17 protein-coding genes and 4 pseudogenes are annotated in these 16,348 nt (G+C 42.5%); 10 read left to right on the forward strand and 11 right to left on the reverse strand.

Annotated features, from left to right (window positions below; translation table 11 throughout):
* Nucleotides 1-377: pseudogene (locus tag AAKU64_RS20365) on the forward strand (NAD(P)-binding domain-containing protein); the annotation flags it as partial.
* A 135-nt stretch (nt 378-512) separates the two neighbouring features.
* On the opposite strand, the pseudogene AAKU64_RS20370 reads toward AAKU64_RS20365, so the two are convergent.
* From AAKU64_RS20370 to AAKU64_RS20385, 4 genes and pseudogenes are all read right to left on the reverse strand, one after another.
* Nucleotides 513-863, reverse strand: a pseudogene (locus AAKU64_RS20370) (IS3 family transposase); the annotation flags it as partial.
* A gap of 12 nt (nt 864-875) precedes the next feature.
* Nucleotides 876-1,055, reverse strand: a pseudogene (locus AAKU64_RS20375) (helix-turn-helix domain-containing protein); the annotation flags it as partial.
* A 127-nt stretch (nt 1,056-1,182) separates the two neighbouring features.
* Nucleotides 1,183-1,965: a Crp/Fnr family transcriptional regulator gene (locus AAKU64_RS20380; RefSeq protein ID WP_354335831.1), complete on the reverse strand. Its 783-nt coding sequence runs from the start codon at nt 1,963-1,965 to the stop codon at nt 1,183-1,185.
* A gap of 378 nt (nt 1,966-2,343) precedes the next feature.
* The gene (locus tag AAKU64_RS20385) at nt 2,344-3,036 is read right to left on the reverse strand and encodes a substrate-binding periplasmic protein (RefSeq protein WP_354362839.1); all 693 of its coding nucleotides are present in this window, start codon (nt 3,034-3,036) and stop codon (nt 2,344-2,346) included.
* Between the two features lie 513 nt (nt 3,037-3,549).
* Between AAKU64_RS20385 and AAKU64_RS20390 the strand changes: the two genes are divergently transcribed.
* On the forward strand, nt 3,550-4,092 hold the full coding sequence (locus AAKU64_RS20390) for a sterol desaturase family protein (protein ID WP_322121720.1): 543 nt from the start codon (nt 3,550-3,552) through the stop codon (nt 4,090-4,092).
* 43 nt (nt 4,093-4,135) lie between these two features.
* Here AAKU64_RS20390 and AAKU64_RS20395 read toward each other — a convergent pair whose 3' ends face one another.
* The 4 genes from AAKU64_RS20395 to AAKU64_RS20410 all read right to left on the reverse strand — a co-directional run bounded on the left by AAKU64_RS20395 (nt 4,136) and on the right by AAKU64_RS20410 (nt 6,390).
* Nucleotides 4,136-4,381 carry a heavy-metal-associated domain-containing protein gene (locus tag AAKU64_RS20395; RefSeq protein WP_322121721.1) on the reverse strand — a complete coding sequence of 82 codons (246 nt, stop codon included), beginning with the start codon at nt 4,379-4,381 and terminating at the stop codon, nt 4,136-4,138.
* A 127-nt stretch (nt 4,382-4,508) separates the two neighbouring features.
* Nucleotides 4,509-4,784: a hypothetical protein gene (locus AAKU64_RS20400; protein WP_322121722.1), complete on the reverse strand. Its 276-nt coding sequence runs from the start codon at nt 4,782-4,784 to the stop codon at nt 4,509-4,511.
* Nucleotides 4,785-4,992: 208 nt separating this feature from the next.
* On the reverse strand, nt 4,993-5,937 hold the full coding sequence (locus AAKU64_RS20405; RefSeq protein ID WP_322121723.1) for a hypothetical protein: 945 nt from the start codon (nt 5,935-5,937) through the stop codon (nt 4,993-4,995).
* A 9-nt stretch (nt 5,938-5,946) separates the two neighbouring features.
* Nucleotides 5,947-6,390 carry a hemerythrin domain-containing protein gene (locus tag AAKU64_RS20410; protein WP_322121724.1) on the reverse strand — a complete coding sequence of 148 codons (444 nt, stop codon included), beginning with the start codon at nt 6,388-6,390 and terminating at the stop codon, nt 5,947-5,949.
* Nucleotides 6,391-6,629: 239 nt separating this feature from the next.
* Between AAKU64_RS20410 and AAKU64_RS20415 the strand changes: the two genes are divergently transcribed.
* The 5 genes from AAKU64_RS20415 to tnpC all read left to right on the forward strand — a co-directional run bounded on the left by AAKU64_RS20415 (nt 6,630) and on the right by tnpC (nt 9,992).
* The gene (locus AAKU64_RS20415; protein WP_322121725.1) at nt 6,630-7,046 is read left to right on the forward strand and encodes a PRC-barrel domain-containing protein; all 417 of its coding nucleotides are present in this window, start codon (nt 6,630-6,632) and stop codon (nt 7,044-7,046) included.
* Nucleotides 7,043-7,483, forward strand: coding sequence for a CHRD domain-containing protein (locus AAKU64_RS20420; RefSeq protein WP_322121726.1), 441 nt, complete (start codon nt 7,043-7,045; stop codon nt 7,481-7,483). Before AAKU64_RS20415 ends, AAKU64_RS20420 begins: the two co-directional genes overlap by 4 nt.
* 332 nt (nt 7,484-7,815) lie before the next feature.
* Nucleotides 7,816-8,097 carry an IS66 family insertion sequence element accessory protein TnpB gene (locus AAKU64_RS20425; RefSeq protein WP_322121727.1) on the forward strand — a complete coding sequence of 94 codons (282 nt, stop codon included), beginning with the start codon at nt 7,816-7,818 and terminating at the stop codon, nt 8,095-8,097.
* Nucleotides 8,073-8,426, forward strand: a complete 354-nt coding sequence (tnpB, locus tag AAKU64_RS20430) for an IS66 family insertion sequence element accessory protein TnpB (protein ID WP_322121728.1) — start codon at nt 8,073-8,075, stop codon at nt 8,424-8,426. The genes AAKU64_RS20425 and tnpB overlap by 25 nt, the downstream gene beginning before the upstream one ends.
* A gap of 75 nt (nt 8,427-8,501) precedes the next feature.
* Nucleotides 8,502-9,992 (forward strand): IS66 family transposase, encoded by a 1,491-nt coding sequence (tnpC, locus tag AAKU64_RS20435; RefSeq protein WP_322121729.1) that lies wholly within the window; start codon nt 8,502-8,504, stop codon nt 9,990-9,992.
* A 117-nt stretch (nt 9,993-10,109) separates the two neighbouring features.
* Here tnpC and AAKU64_RS20440 read toward each other — a convergent pair whose 3' ends face one another.
* The 3 genes from AAKU64_RS20440 to AAKU64_RS20450 form a co-directional block, all read right to left on the reverse strand.
* Nucleotides 10,110-12,215, reverse strand: a complete 2,106-nt coding sequence (locus AAKU64_RS20440) for a catalase (RefSeq protein WP_354362840.1) — start codon at nt 12,213-12,215, stop codon at nt 10,110-10,112.
* Nucleotides 12,216-12,553: 338 nt separating this feature from the next.
* Nucleotides 12,554-13,075: a hypothetical protein gene (locus AAKU64_RS20445; RefSeq protein WP_322121731.1), complete on the reverse strand. Its 522-nt coding sequence runs from the start codon at nt 13,073-13,075 to the stop codon at nt 12,554-12,556.
* A 25-nt stretch (nt 13,076-13,100) separates the two neighbouring features.
* The gene (locus AAKU64_RS20450) at nt 13,101-13,520 is read right to left on the reverse strand and encodes a BON domain-containing protein (protein WP_322121732.1); all 420 of its coding nucleotides are present in this window, start codon (nt 13,518-13,520) and stop codon (nt 13,101-13,103) included.
* Between the two features lie 734 nt (nt 13,521-14,254).
* Here AAKU64_RS20450 and AAKU64_RS20455 point away from each other — a divergent pair.
* From AAKU64_RS20455 to AAKU64_RS20465, 3 genes and pseudogenes are all read left to right on the forward strand, one after another.
* Complete coding sequence (locus AAKU64_RS20455; RefSeq protein WP_322121733.1) at nt 14,255-14,458, forward strand: hypothetical protein; 204 nt, start codon at nt 14,255-14,257, stop codon at nt 14,456-14,458.
* A gap of 445 nt (nt 14,459-14,903) precedes the next feature.
* Nucleotides 14,904-15,641 carry a Crp/Fnr family transcriptional regulator gene (locus AAKU64_RS20460; RefSeq protein ID WP_322121734.1) on the forward strand — a complete coding sequence of 246 codons (738 nt, stop codon included), beginning with the start codon at nt 14,904-14,906 and terminating at the stop codon, nt 15,639-15,641.
* Between the two features lie 236 nt (nt 15,642-15,877).
* Nucleotides 15,878-16,348: pseudogene (locus AAKU64_RS20465) on the forward strand (transposase); the annotation flags it as partial.

Raw genomic sequence — 16,348 nt, forward strand, 5'->3', positions numbered from 1 at the left:
CATATTACCGTGACGATATTCAACGCAGCACTGCCTTGAGTTCACGCGGCATTCATTATGTTGATGTAGGAACTAGTGGCGGTGTGTTTGGCCTAGAGCGTGGCTATTGTCTGATGATCGGAGGCCAGTCTGGCATCGTAAATTATCTCTCCCCTATTTTTGAGTCACTCGCGCCAGGCGCGGCATCACACGACACTGCGAATGACCGGACAAAAAATGGGATATCCGAAGAAGTAGCGATCAACAATGAAAAAACAAAAGTACAGCCGAGCGTGGCTGTCTACATTGCGGATCATATGGTGCTGGCCATATCGTAAAAATGGTACAACGGCATTGAATACAGCTTGATGGCGGCCTATGCAGAGGGCTTAAACATTTGCATAACGCTAATTAGCGTGCCACGAACAATAACTCTACAGCACACCCAAGAACCGCGACAGATGCAGAAACGACGCCATTACTGTTGGCTCGCAAATAATATTGATCAGGGGTACCGTAAAATTTGGACTGGTTTATGCTGAAATCCGTAGGCTCTTTCGGTATTCGTTGGGATTGATTGAATCGAGGGACATCTTGATACGCTTTTCGTTAGACAAGTAGACATAGGCGTCAACGATCAGAATGAATTCCTCAATGGCAACATTCTGCCAGTCCCGCGCATAAAACAACTCTGTTTTCAATCGTGCGAAGAATCCTTCGCAGGCCGCGTTATTCGGTGAACACCCTTTACGTGAGATCGATCGAACCAACTTAGCGTAATGTGCCCTTCAGAGCCATCTAGGCCAGCGATAGTTAGCACCGCGAAATGCTTGCTGCTCAATTGCAAACGCTTTAACTGCGTCTTCAAGCATGTCAGCAACAAGATTGAGCAGATTTGGCTTTCTCCAATTGGAATCGATCAGAGCTTCACCGCCACCTGACTCAACGGCAGGTTGATAACGGTAAAACGTATCACTCGAAGAGCCCATTACTTTGCAGGCTCGGTACACGTTACCTAGTTTGGCATCAAAGTTGAGTAACCCAACCTTGTGTCTAATGACGTTTTGAGAAATAATATTGCTCCTATGTCACTTTCGCGCTGATTTAATAAAGACTCACACCGCTATCAAACCGAGTAATCTCTCGTTTTGCGAGGACCTACTGTAAGGCCAAACCGAGACTAATACACGTAATTTGCTAAAGCTACATGCGATCAAATTCTATTCTGGCTACTTCATAACACTCCCCAGCAATCTCCTCCAACGCTTTTCTATTCAATATTGTGATGTAACCGCGTCGACATTGGAGCAGGCCTGCACTTTGCAATTTTTTGGATGCGTCCGTAATACTTTCTCGGCGTACACCTAAATTATTGGAGATTGCCTCATGCGTCACTTTCAATTCCTCGGAGGTCGAACGATCAAATCTATCTAAGATAAAACGGCACAGTTGTTTTTCAATTGAGTAGTGCCTGCTACAAACGCAGTTTTGCGCCATTTGTGCAAACAAGACTTGCATGTAGCGCATCATAGTCCGTTGTAAAACGCCGCCACGGCGATATTCTTGTTTCATGACAGACGCTTTTAAGCGATATGCATAGCCCGCAGATTGCACGACTGCATTACCTAATGCGGTTTCCCCCATCAGTGCGGAAATACCTACCATACCTTCGTTGCCCGCCACGGAAATTTCTGTTGAGGATCCATCCAGTAAGATAAATAACAGCGATATGATCGCCGTAGTAGGAAAATATACGTGAGCTGAATTACACCCGTATTCAAAAAGACGTTGATGAACTGAGAGTTGGACGAGTTCGAGGTGGGGGGCAAGAACATGCAAATCTTCGTCACCGAGATTTTTCAAGATCTTGTTTTGACGAAACCCATCGATACTTGGTTTCACCATATTACAGCGCCGATCTGTTCGTTTTAATTCAAAAATATTGCGATTGATGAAGGAATTTTCGTCGCTGACAGCTTGTTTCATTTCCTACCTCTTTTCGATCAATTAAAGAACGCAAAAAATCGATGGTCTTTGAAGCCTTATGCTCAATTTATAAAGTTACTTCACTCGATTCTGTCCTGGAATAACGTTAAATTTTCGATTTCAGATGCCAATCTACCAAAAATTCCAGAGCAAATTAATTTGCTTCGCACAAGCGTGTTTGAAAAATTTGTTTGCAGTACTCGTAAATTCAAGATCGTTCTTCGGTGATGCAACTTCTTAGTTATCATTACTTTTGATACAGGGTAAAGGCAAATAAATGTCTTGTCTGTTCGCTAACGCACAGAGCTTTATGACGTGGGAGGGGTGGTTATCAGTAAATGATACGTAGTTAGAGTTCTACAATTCGGGTGTGATTAGCTAATCGCCTTTCTGCAATTTAAACATAACTGAATTCTGAATACTTTCTATCGTTTTGTCTTTGTACATTTTTTGCAGAACAGTAGTCAGACCGGGCACCAATGTTCTATGCTTTTTGTTGAGATAATGAAATACTGAAAAAGTAGTAAGTGGGGGCATTAATATGGTGGCGTTAGTTTGATTCATTTCACGCAGGGCTGCCAATCCAGATACACGATTTGCCACCACAATGTCCGACCTACCTAATAACATCTTCTGAAATGCTTGACGTATTTTAGGAGCAGGTTCTAGTTTCATTCCCACAGCGTTTTGCTCGATAATTTTTATTCCTCGAACATAACCTATTGTGTAGGGACGTAGACTATCCCAACCGTTTACTATGAAACGAATACCGTAAGTGAATATAACAATTTCGTAAGTAAGTAATGGTACCAGTACGACGAGAAGATTAGGGTAGTCGTTTTCCATGCCAAATTTACGATATAGCTCACCATCCATTTCACCGTTATTGGCACTACGGAGCGAGCGCTCGCCGGGTAAATAGTGGACTTTCAAGTTCCAGCCCAAGCTGCGATAAGCGGTTTCAAGAATTTTTTCGGCGACATACGTAGCAGGATCTGCGCAAATCAGAGTAGAAATGTGTAGGGTTCTATCGTCTTGCGCTAAAGCATTGAAATGAACGAACTCTGACAAAGAAATCAGTTGAAGTAAAGCTCGCCGCCGCATCGTCACTCCCCCTCGTTTTTACAAAGACCCTATCGTCTCCTTTAAGCATAGGATAAATTTTGATAAAAGGCATACGTTCGTTTCATCGCCGCTCGATTGCTATCTATAATTAACCCTGAACTATCTAGATTCAGTAGAAGACTCAAACATAAATCTCATCAAATTCAAATAACGAATCTTATCGTTTGATACTCCAACGTTAATTTAAAAGCGAGATTTAGGCAGCAGCTCAAAAGTGATTCCCGATTGGAATCGCTAACATTATCCGTTGTCGCATTCTAAATAAAATGCAAAAATAGATAATACGAATAGGCGGTGTTGAGAAGGTAAATCCATCACATTCATTAGATCAATGAAAGACCCAATTCCAATCTATGTTCGACATCGTACAGACGCCTCAAACTGTTTTACTTACTATCAGCAATAGAGATTATTCACTCTCGTAAAGTCGCCTTTAAAGGTCTATTTAGAAGGAGCGAAATGCAAATTTTCAGTCTTGAACAAACTAAAGTGACCTATCAAATTGATTTCGCTTTTTATGGACTTACATCGTTCGTGCTAGCAGTATCTTTGCTAGCTTTAAGTCCACGAGAACATATAGTCAAATTGGCACTATTAGCGATAATGGGCTTTTTAAGTTGGACATTGATCGAGTATGTGTTGCATCGTTTTGTACTGCATGGTATTCGTCCTTTCAGCACGTGGCATGCTGAGCACCACCAACGACCTACGGCTTTAATTTGTACTCCTACCATACTGAGCGCTACATTAATTTTTGGATTGGTATTTCTACCAATATTAATCTTAACTGATCTGTGGCAAGCGTATGCGTCAACCTTTGGCATTTTAATCGGCTACTTAATTTATACAATTACGCATCATGCGATGCACCACTGGCACACTGAACATATGTGGCTGTTAAAACGGAAACGTCAACATGCATTGCATCATCAACGCTCAAAAAAACTTAGCCAATTTGGTGTAACAAGTGGCTTTTGGGATCATATTTTTTATACCAAATGACGCGGTATAAATTGATAAATAAATAAAACCAAAATTATAAATATCAACAATTTTTAGGCGTCATGCCCGCAGCAATATTCCCTGGATCCACCCCGAGTCCCGCTACCTTGACAGCCTCTTTTAATTGATCTGGTGAACACTTTACTTCGTCATACTGCACGTTAGCTTCGCCGTCTTGGAACGACACTGTTACCTCATTTACGCCGGGAACTGCTTTTAGCGCTTGTGCTACTTTATTGGAGCAATCGTCACAAGTCATTCCTGTTACTTTTAAATTTTCTAAGTGCATACTCGTACCTCTTTTTGAAATTTGGTTAAGTAAATTCGTATTTTTAATTTTCTCTTATCGTCTAACGCAAAAACGAAATAAAATTATGAACTCAAAAAGTAATTGAAATTGTTTGACTCGTTCTAAATTATGGATCTGAAGCAAAAAATGTGTCGCGTTTATCTCCCATCAACATTCGTAAATCTTTGATGCTAATGTTACTAATTTCATGCATGCTGATCATTAACGAAGCACCGACAGATAATTTATGATGCCGAATTTTGCTAATTACAGGAGGTGCTACCTCCAACATTTTAGACAGTTCAGCATCATTTTTTAGATGTAAATGGTCGATGAGCTTATTCAATAAATTATTCGGATCGTACTTAAATTGATCAGAGTTCAAATTTAAAAGATTTGACATCTTGCTTCCCTCCTCTAGACGTTTTTCGAAGATTTTCAAGACTGAGCGTTGATAGGTTGAATAGCTTAATGAACAAATAATGCAATCAGAATGACGATAGGAATAGGAATGCCAAGTAGCAAAAGTAAAATTGAACGCATGATTGTCTCCAATGAACTACAAGATTGATTAAAAAATGGATGCTGTTTTTTTCACCTGAAAAAAATACTTAGTCGAGCAGATGAGCTCTGTCTCGTTGACGCCCGCCAAACGTCGCGGCTAGACTGGCAACAAACGCGCCGATCAACAACGCTACAAACATCCACAAAGCAGAGTTAGCAGCCGCCTTGCGTGCCTTGTCAGCAGATTCCTTGATGGTGTTCTTAGCGTCTGTGACAGATTTACTAAATTGTGTATAAATGATGTCAACACGTTTCTCCGCATCAATTTGATTGAGCCCCGTGCGTTTGGATACCATTTTAGATAGGTAATCGCGATCGTTCGGGCTTAAAGTACCGCTTCGAATGTCCATTGATAAAATTTTCCCTACTTCTGCACCTGCACTAACATTTATATCTACAGAACCATCGTCTGAACGCAACAACATATCTGAAAAATAATCTACGGAAGTATTCTTCATATTATTCGCCGTAGTTGCTGTTGCGTTGACTGTACTAGCGCCCACATTTGACACATCGCTGAGAATACTTTGAGTCGCACTTGCGAATAAGCCGACTGTCACTAAGGACGCAACAGCCCATGCAAGAAACCCGTGAGCGGTATCTCTAAAATACACTTCGTTATCGTGCACGTTACTCCATTTACTTCGCAACCTACCTGCTAAATATCCGCCAACTCCGGATGCCGCAAGCTGCATAAACGTAATCCATGCAATCGCTGAGATACCCATTACAGAGGCGTTATAAGACCAAGGCGATATGGTAGACAGACCCAAACCAGCACCTAACATTAATAATATTAATGAAAGCGCCGCGGCCGCCATCGCACCTGCCAAGATGGCAGCCCATGAGACTCCTGAAATTCTTTCACCGGATGAATGATCGTTATCAACTGCAAGCATATTTGCTCCATTAGAATGATTGTGCATGTGCTCTGCATGTATTTCGTCGTTAGTTTTATTTTCATTTGAACGGTAAAGTCTGAGTGAAGCCATATTGGAAATTTAAAGTTGCTCCTTCCGTTCGCTCATTTCTTCACCGAGGGTTACTAGATCTAATCTCGTTTTTCGGACCGAAGGAAACATTTCATCCTCTTCTTCCCTAACATGGTGTTCGATTTGTTCGGAGAGCACTTTCACTTTTGCATCATATAAATCATCATCTGGATCCATGTCCTGAATTTGTTCGATCAACTCTTTAGCACTCGCATGCTCTACCTCCGCTTCATCCATTAACTCATCACTTTCTATTACTTCTTTGACCGCAGGATAGAATATTTCCTCTTCGATCTGTGCATGAATTAGTAGAGCACGACAAATTGCATCCGCAACCTTTTTTTTGCTTACCTTTGATCGGTCACTTAGTTCGTTAAATTGTTCAAATAAAGCCTTTACCGTTTGATGATCTGAGACTAGAAGGCTGATTGCATCTGTAATTTTGAGCGGCATAAATATCTCCAAAAAAAGCGAGGTAACAACAAAGACCAGCCTGAGCATATTGATCATCGACGATGCTGTATGTGCGCTGTCTCACATTTGTTAAAAACTATTTTTACAGAGGGCAAGAAATAATTTCCTAAGAGAAAACTTCATTAATTTCATATTGTTTATTTTTGTGCGGTATCGAACGGACATGAATAAGAAGAAAGTTCAATCTACAATCTCATTCAATTGAGAGGAGAACTAATATGAATTACGAATCACGCGATACCTTGGGTATGTATGCGATAAATGGATCGGGTAATAATAAAGGTCCTGGCCCTGAATTAATGGGAGCTAATACCCTGATTGGCGATAATGTTCATAACGCTGAGGATGAGCATTTAGGGGAAATAAAAGAAATCATGCTTGATGTACGAACAGGTAAAGTGGCTTACGCCGTTCTTGCTCACGGTGGCCTATTTACCATAGGCGCAAAACTCTTTGCAGTTCCATGGAGCGCACTTAAACTAGATACTGAAAATAAGCGGTTTGTATTGAACATACAGAAGGAGCGTTTCGAAAATGCTCCTGGCTTTGATTCAGATCACTGGCCAGACATGGCCGATAGTACTTGGATTGAAAATTTACATAATTTCTATGACACGTCGAGGAGCTCGCAATGAAAAGCCAGTTCTCAAAAAAGTATTCGCGAACTAAATTGAGTGCATTATTGTTAGGCTGTAGTGTATTTCTTAGCGTTAGTTCCGCTTATGCAACTGAAACAAAAGTAAATTTGGTAGGATCAGAAGAAACTCCGGCAGTGCAAACTTCTGCGCAGGGCTCGGGGAGTATCATCGTCAACAAGGACAGAACTGTGAGCGGTATGGTTATGACTACCGGGTTGGCTGGAACGATGGCTCACATACATTTGGGCGCTGAAGGAAGAAAAGGTCCGCCGATTATTACCTTAGTCAAGTCTGGTGATGGCAGTTGGGCAGTGCCATCAGGATCAATACTTACCGAAGAACAGTATGCAAGTTACAAAGCAGGAAATCTTTATGTCAATGTTCATAGCGCAGAAAATAAGGATGGAGAAATCCGGGGACAATTGAAGCCTTAATTAGATAATTCCGTGCTTTGAAATAAAAATGGAGACGATTTTTTAGTCTCCGTTTTTATTATCTTTGTAAAGTGTACCCATTTAATTTAATTCAAATATGTACTTGAGTTAGGCATCTCTCTATTCCATCAAATACGTTCTTTAGATATACTAAAATTAAACACAATTGGCTGTAAGCACATAGCGACCCCATCTTGAGTCCCTGCGTTAAATCACAGAGTATCGTGTCCACGTAATTAATGGACACATGTACACGATGAATGAACCAGATTTAATAGCGCCACAGCGCAGAATTTAAAGCCCAGGTAATCAAGGCATGTCAGCAGCCTGGTGTGTCGATTGCAGCGATTGCGTTGCATTACCGCTTGAACGCCAATATGCTGCGAACTTGGCTGACAGCCCATGAACGGGCGACGGCAATGGAACAACCAGGATCGTCGGCAGTCAGACCAGTAGCGGAATTTATCCCGCTTCAATTGGCGGGGAAACCCGAAACCGTTGCGACGCAGGATATTGTTATCGAAGTCAGGCGAGGCGCAGCAACCATCACGGTTCGCTGGCCGAGTGCCTCTGCTGCTGAATGTGCCGGTTGGCTGCAGAACTGGTTACGATGATCCGGATCGAGTCGATCTGGCTGGCGACCGAACCGATAGATATGCGCGTCGGCATGGACACTGCTCTGGCCAGGGTGGTCAAGGTGTTCGGTGCAGCACGCCCTCATCATGCCTATTTGTTTGCCAACAAACGCTCGACACGCATCAAGGTCTTGGTCTATGACGGATTTGGTATTTGGCTAGCAACACGCCGCCTGAATAAAGGCAGGTTTGTCTGGAACAACGGCACAACAGTTTGTGTCGACCTCAACCACGATCAACTTCGCGCATTGGTGACCGGACTACCATGGGAGAATTTAACCTATGACCATGCGATATCCGTGCTGTAGTGCCGAGGCCACAAAGATGTAAACGTCTGTAAACGTCTTTGATCAAATCACCTCGGGTCTGGCACACTTCCAGACATGAGCTTTGCCGCTACCATCGAACAATACACTAAGGAACAGTTGGTTCAGCTGCTGATTCATCAGCAGGCAATGAACGCCAAACTCACCCATGAGCTGGCCATTCTCAAACGTCAGAAATTTGCCGTGACCAGCGAAGCCTATACCGGCGAACAACAGCGTGAACTGTTTGAAACTCTCGACGTCGACTTGGCCGCTGTCGCTGCCGAAATTGAGCAACTGGCGCTGGCCAATCCCGCGGCAGAACCAACCAAGCAACAACCCAAGCGTGTCCGGCTACCGGCAGAACTGCCGCGCACCGATATTCATCACGAACCGGATTCCACGCTGTGCCGGTGTGGTTGCCAAATGAAACGTATCGGTGAGGACGTGTCCGAGAAACTCGATTACCAACCTGGCGTGTTCACGGTGGAACGTCATGTGCGTGGCAAGTGGGTATGCCATCAATGCGAAACACTGGTGCAGGCACCAGTTCCTGCGCAGATCATCGATAAGGGTATCCCGACCTCCGGATTGCTGGCTCAGGTGTTGGTCGCCAAATATGCTGACCACTTGCCGCTGTATCGTCAGAGCGGCATCTTCGAACGGGCAGGATTGGCCATTCCCGACTCCACGCTGACCGAATGGGTAGGCTGCTGCGGCGTGGCGCTCCAGCCATTGGTGGATGCGCTGAAAGAAGAATTATTGACCCACCCGGTACTGCATGCCGATGAGACGCCGCTTCCAATGCTCAAACCCGGGAACGGCAAGACGCACAAGGCCTATCTGTGGAGTTATTGCAGCACATCACTAAGTAGCATGAAGGCGGTGGTCTTCGACTTTGCCGAAAGCCGGGGTGGCAAGCATGCCGAACAATTCCTGGATCGATGGCGGGGCACCCTCGTCTGCGATGACTTTCCAGGTTACAAAGTGCTGTTCAGATCCGGTATCACGGAGGCAGGATGCATAGCGCACGCGCGGCGCAGATTTCATGAACTATGGGCGAATCACAGCAGTCAGATCGCGGGTGAAGTGCTGGATTTATTTGCCAGTCTATATGGCGTGGAACGGGAAGCAAGCTTGCTCAACGAAGAGCAACGCCTGACCATTCGTCAAACGCAGGCCAAGCCAGTTGCAGATGCACTGCATAAGTGGTTGCTGGTCCAGCGCCAGCGGGTGCCTAGTGGCGGCGCTACCTTCAAGGCAATCGAATACAGTTTGAATCGCTGGCCGGCGTTGACACATTACCTCAACGATCCCCAGGTTCCGATCGATAATAATTGGGTTGAGAACCAGATTCGTCCCATCGCATTAGGACGCAAAAATTGGATGTTCAGTGGAAGTCTGCGCGCCGGCAAACGTGCTGCGGCAATTATGAGTTTGATTCACTCAGCTCGGCTTAACGGCCACGATCCCTACGCTTACATGAAGGACGTCCTGGAAAGGCTTCCGTTACATCCATTCAGTCGCATTGGCGAATTGCTCCCTCATCGCTGGGAACCCGCTCAATAATTTCCATCATCAAGATAATGCCAGGTCAACCTGTGTTGGCCAGGCGCTTACAATTGGCTTCTTTTTTTATATTTTTCTAAAGAAAATATAGCTAGCAAAATCAACTTATCAAAACTATTAAATCGCTGGGTGAAGTGATTTTTCACGGCTCCATTGGCGTGTCTTTGCCGCAGACAAAAAATCTGGTATTTTGTCGATCGATATTACTCCGGCATCCTTTTCTATTCCAGCCGTTTCTAATAAAATTTTACTTCCATCATCAAAAGCAATCGCCTTAAGATGGCTATATGCATCTCTGATGAATGAAGTCGTGGCCATATCTTTTTGTAGTTTTTTCCCAGCTTCTTTGGATAGGATCGTGACGATCGCATCAAACATGACTGATGGATTACCTGCAAGTTGTCCATCAATTTTGGCTTCAGTCGTGTCAGATAAATAGATGCCGTTAATTTTTGGAGCAATAGTCTTGTAAGTTGCGCCTGCTTTAATAACTGCCGTTTGAACAGTTTTTAAAATCTCTACATCAGATCCATCAGAAATCAATATCCCGATGACTCGTCCTGATAACGTCGATTTCATTTTGTCGATTAGCCCAACCGCGGGGGTTAAAGGAAGATCAACAACTGGTGCTGCGATATCAGGCGCTGGTGGTAAATTTTCCATGCCCAAACCATTTGCTACACGCAATGCTAGATCACCGATGATGTGCCTTAGATGACCGACCATTGCTTCTCGAATGTGTGGATGCTCAACTTTTGATAATTCAAAAACAAGGGCAGAGATAATATGCGATTGTTCGTATTTATTTTGACTCAAATAAAATTGGCGCGCCTGGCTATAGTGATCGGCAAAGCTTTCTGGTCGAATCCTCCCTTTGGTTCCACTGAGCTGTTCAGACATACTTTTAAAGCCGGTTGTAGGCTGCTCACGCGGCGACGTCGTCGATAGCGTATTGGGTTCATAAGACACTCTGCCAGTGGGTTGCGCCATTTGCATATGGCCATCACGTTGATGATTCCCAAACGGACATTTAGGCGCATTCACAGGAATTTGATGGAAATTAGGTGAACCTAGTCTGGATAGCTGCGTATCGAGATAAGAAAAAAGACGCCCTTGCAATAAAGGATCGTTTGAGAAATCAATGCCTGGGACAACATGAGATGGACAAAAGGCAACCTGTTCGGTCTCAGCGAAGAAATTATTTGGCCATCTATTGAGAACCATCCGTCCTATTACTTTCAATGGAACTAGCTCTTCAGGAATCAGTTTAGTGGCGTCAAGATGGTCAAATGGGAACTGGTCAGCCTCTTCTTGGGTGAAGAGTTGTACTGCTAATTCCCACTCGGGGAAATTACCCACACTGATGGAATTAAATAGGTCGCGACGATGGAAATCGGGGTCTGCTCCAGCAATTTTAACGGTTTCGTCCCAGATGGTAGATTGAAGTCCTAATTTAGGTCTCCAGTGAAATTTCACAAAAGTTGAATTACCGTCCTGATCAATCAAGCGAAAAGAATGAACCCCAAACCCTTCCATCATGCTTAACGATCGCGGTAGTGTCCGATCTGACATAATCCACATCACCATATGCATTGCTTCCGGTGTAAGCGAAATGAAATCCCAGAACGTGTCATGCGCGGTAGCGGCTTGTGGAAAACCACGATCAGGTCCCATTTTGACTGCATGGATCAGATCCGGAAATTTAATCGCATCTTGAATGAAAAACACCGGAATGTTATTTCCAACTAAATCCCAATTACCCTCGGATGTATAAAACTTGACGGAGAATCCCCGCACATCCCTTGGTGTGTCTGCAGAACCGGATCCACCTGCTACAGTCGAAAATCGCGCAAACAAAGGTGTGCGAGTATTTAATTCAGTAAGAATTTTTGCCGTTGTAAACTTCTGTAGGGAGTGAGTTAATTCAAAAAATCCATGAGCTCCAGTTCCTCTTGCATGCACAATTCGTTCTGGTATCCGTTCATGATCGAAGTGAGTAATCTTTTCTCTCAAAATAAAATCTTCTAACAGCGCAGGACCGTTAACTCCTGCCTTCAACGAATTTTGATTGTCAGAAACGGCTACGCCTTGATTTGTCGTGAGGTCAGATTGTTTTTTTTCCGCGATCTGATGTAACTCCCCGCCATTGCCAGTCGATTTAGAGGTTACCTTACGATTAATGTCAGTTTCTACTTTAGGGATAGATTTCTTAATGTTTGGCATGGTTGGCAACCTCTAAAAAAAGTCGGTTTGAATAAAATAAGTACTGAACAACAATAAAATGTAGATCCATTTATTATTTTTATCACCATAAACCATACATTTGAAATGGTATGTGCGGAATCACACACTACGATTTTTTATTCGATCACTTGTAAAGCCTATGTATTTGTCAAAGAGAAAAAAACTCTAGTATTTCGTAGAGATTTTTAATCAGATTTTCACAGCACACTAGAAAAATTCCGTCAGCTAAAATTCATCACATGCGTTAACTGACAGAACTATTTTTCGAATAAGCTTAGCTAGACAATGAAATAATTCAACCGTTAGTTGTCGAGCTATTAGTTAGGAACTGAAGCTTCAGAGGTCGACTTAATATCTTCGGCGCCAGCGTTTTGAAAAATTTCCTTAACCGTTTTAACTTGTTCGTGATTTTCAGTATGAACCGAAATCAATACATTCCCATTTCTAATCTTTCCGTCAAATAGTTTCGCTTCATACTCGGGAATTCCCATGCCAACCAAAGCACCTATAATACCGCCGGCGGCAGCGCCAACTGCGGCACCACCTAGTGCAGCCATAATTGGTCCAGCGGCGATAAACGGACCCACACCTGGTATTGCTAAGGTACCGATGCCAGCGAGCCAGCCTAGGATAGCGCCAGTTCCCAAACCGGCTATACCTCCAGTGGCAGTTCCTTCTGGTACTTTCGTATTTTGTTCATGGGCGAAATCCCGAGTACCGCTTTGATCAGGGAGAAGGACAGAAATCTCCGCGCTACTAAATCTTGCCGATTTGAGATGATCGACAATTGATTCTGCTTGTGCTCTAGTTTGAGCGATACAATAAACTGCATTTTTCATGATTTTCTCCAAACAAGTAATTGAATTAGTTAGTTTTAACGTCTAGCTGATCATCGATTGATTTGACACCCGGAGTGTCAAGGGTTACTTTTTCTAATTTGACTTTTTCTTCTTTATTTTTAACTGGCCCACGCAATGTAACAACGCCGTCTGAAGTCATAATTTTTATGTTGTGGGCTGACATTGAAAGGGACTTCTCATGGACGATATTGCGTCGCACTAGAGACAATAATTTCCTGTCTCCTGCACTGTTGGATTGATCTTGAGGTGTTGCAGTTACGTTTGATTTATCTCTCACATTCATTTCGGAATTATCAACATTCGATGCGCTTTTCGTTTCAGACCGCATCGGTGCTACAGGCTTATCTGCAGCGAACGATAAGAACGGTGTTGATATAAAAAAAAGTAAAGCGACGCCTTTTAAACTCTTAGATACAGATTTCATTCCTATCTCCTCGTTGATACCCGAGAATGGGTATGTATTGAGCTTAGTCAGTCTGGGTTAGCCTATCTGTGCGGTATCTCACTTTTATCCAATAAAGTAGTGTGATAACCGTAAAAAGTTTTTTTAAAAGTGCATTGGAGTAAGTAGTCCTCGCAACTATCATTTGCAAGTGGCAATAAAATCCAAACACACGTCGTGAATAAAACGATTAAGAAGTTTTCAACTTCTATTTTTAAGGATGAATATCGCAAATAATTGTATCTATCTAAATAATTTTTCTGATTATGTAGACTAATATTTCCATCCAATAAGCCCCAAACGCTATTGGTGTTAATTGCCCTTCGTCTACTTTAGTTTCACAGAAAATAATCAAAATTAAGAGTAGAGCCGCGCGTAGGAAAGTTAGAAATCGAGGGTTTTTATCCACTAAATTAAATTTATTCTTCTACGCTAAATTAGTACTCGTACGTTCTCTAAGGTGAGATATTTCTAGATTTGAATTTTTTCATTTTTCAAAAGATTGCTCTTACTTTTTATAAATTTCTATTAATCTGCGAAGAAAAATCTGTTTGAATTTTATTGCAATGGGTATCCAGAAAAATATCTTTTGATGTTGGATAGCGAACAGATAAACCATTTAATGTGGGCTATATTGGATCACTTGCTGGGATCACGTTTGTTCTGGCTTGTAGAATGAAATTCAAAAAACTTTCTATTATTGAGGATCAAAAATCATGACTAACACTAAAGAAGCTAGCACCCTACATAAACAAGCCGCGACCGATCATCAAGAGGCAGCAAAAAACCATTTGAAAGCCGCCGAATCTCACGAAAAGAACAAAGTGAGCGACGCGAAGGAGAGCTCAAAAAATGCGATGGGATGTTGCGCTACAGCGCAAAAAAGTACTGAAAAAGCCTGTCACTCTTCGTCAATGTGATTAATAAATTCAGAGTCTAGTTAGGCTTAAATCAAATAAATAGTTTTTGATTTTTGACGAAGCTAAATAAGAAATAAAGGCTAGCCAATCGCTAGCCTGTTTTGATTCGGAAACAAGTTGGACTGACAAAAGTAATTCGTTGGTTCAATCGTCAGTTAATAAAAAAAGGCAGTTCTCTACCAAATCAATTTATTTATCCATAGACACTATTGATCTGTGCGAACTTTGCGAGTTTTAAGGAAATAGTTCAAATTTATATGAGATTTTAATTTTGATTAACTATCTCTCAATTTGTGTTATTCAAAAGGACAGCGGTGTATTTGCTAGAGCGACGCCATCTGTGTTTTTTCGCTCATAAAATTATTGCCTCACATGATAGGCTCTGACCCTTCAGCCAAAATATCCACTTCGCGTAATTGTTCACCGCAAATAGAAACTATTCTTAATGCAGATCCCGCATAACCCCAGACAAAATCATCTTCTAGCTGCATTTCCTTTGGATGAATTTGATCGCCTTTTTGCCCATTTGGAATTGGTCTCTTTATCTGTAGGAGATTTTCTGATTGAAGCAGACAAAGGTTTTAAATTTGCGTACTTTCCAACCACAGCAGTTGTATCCTTTATGTACATATTAGAGGATGGAACAGCTGCAGAAATAGCTTCCGTTGGGAAAGAGGGAGTAATAGGAATTTCCTTAGTTTTGGGTGAAGAAACGACACCAAGGACGGTAGAAGTCCAAATTGCAGGATTTGCCTATCGACTCAAAGGAACAATATTAGCTTCTGAATTCAGTCGTGCTGGTCCAGTATTACATTTGTTGCTTAGGTATAGTCAGGCACTAATCATACAAATGACTCAAATTGCGATATGTAACCGATACCACTCTGTTGACCAACAAATATGCCGATGGTTGTTGCTCAGTTTAGATCGATCAACAAACGATTTGCTATATATGACACAACAAGTCATCGCAAATATGTTAGGCATAAGACGAGAAAGGGTCGTCATGGCTGCCAGAAATTTACAAAAAGACGGACTTATTCATTACAGCAGAGGCACCATAGAAGTTTTGAGCCGTCTAGGATTAGAAAAAACTGTTTGTGAATGCTATGGAGTCATAAGGACAGAATTAGATCGGTTGAAATCTGATGTTCCAATGGATAATATTATTTTGAATGCCTAATGCCACTCGTCAATACTGGAGAAAGAATAGGTAAGTGAAATGATTGGTAATTTTTAGAAATTTATTCTGATGTCGAAATGCTCAAATAATAAAAATAAAACTGAGTATTATGATGGTAAAAAATTTATGTGAGCGATAACGCACAGACAAACTTCTTTTGACGATGTGGTAATCCCCCCAGCAAATAATCGGACTTATAAGTAGAATTTTCTAAATATGATTTTTAGAGGTTTTACATGAAGACATCCCGTTACACCGACAGCCAGATTATCGCAATCCTGAAGCAGGCAGAAGCTGGCTCTCCTATCCCAGAACTTTGTCGTGAACATGGCATGAGTTCCGCTTCGTTCTATAAGTGGCGAGCCAAGTATGGCGGCATGGATGCCTCATTAATGGCGCGTATGAAAGAGTTGGAGGAAGAGAATAAACGTCTCAAGAAGATGTATGCAGAGGAACGACTCAAGGCAGAAATAGTGGCTGAGGCACTCGCAAAAAAGTGGTAGCGCCATCTCAGCGTCGAGAGATGGCGCGCTGGGTGGTTGACCAACGGCGAGCAACAATCAAAGTAGCTTGTTTAGCATTCGGCATTAGCGAAACCTGCTATCGTTACCAAGCTAAGCTTAACATTGAGAATGATGTCATAGCGGACTGGCTAATTCGTCTCACAACAAGTCAGCGTAACTGGGGCTTTGGGCTGTGTTTTTTAC

The organism is Undibacterium sp. GrIS 1.8 (assembly GCF_040544445.1).
GTDB lineage: Bacteria > Pseudomonadota > Gammaproteobacteria > Burkholderiales > Burkholderiaceae_D > Undibacterium.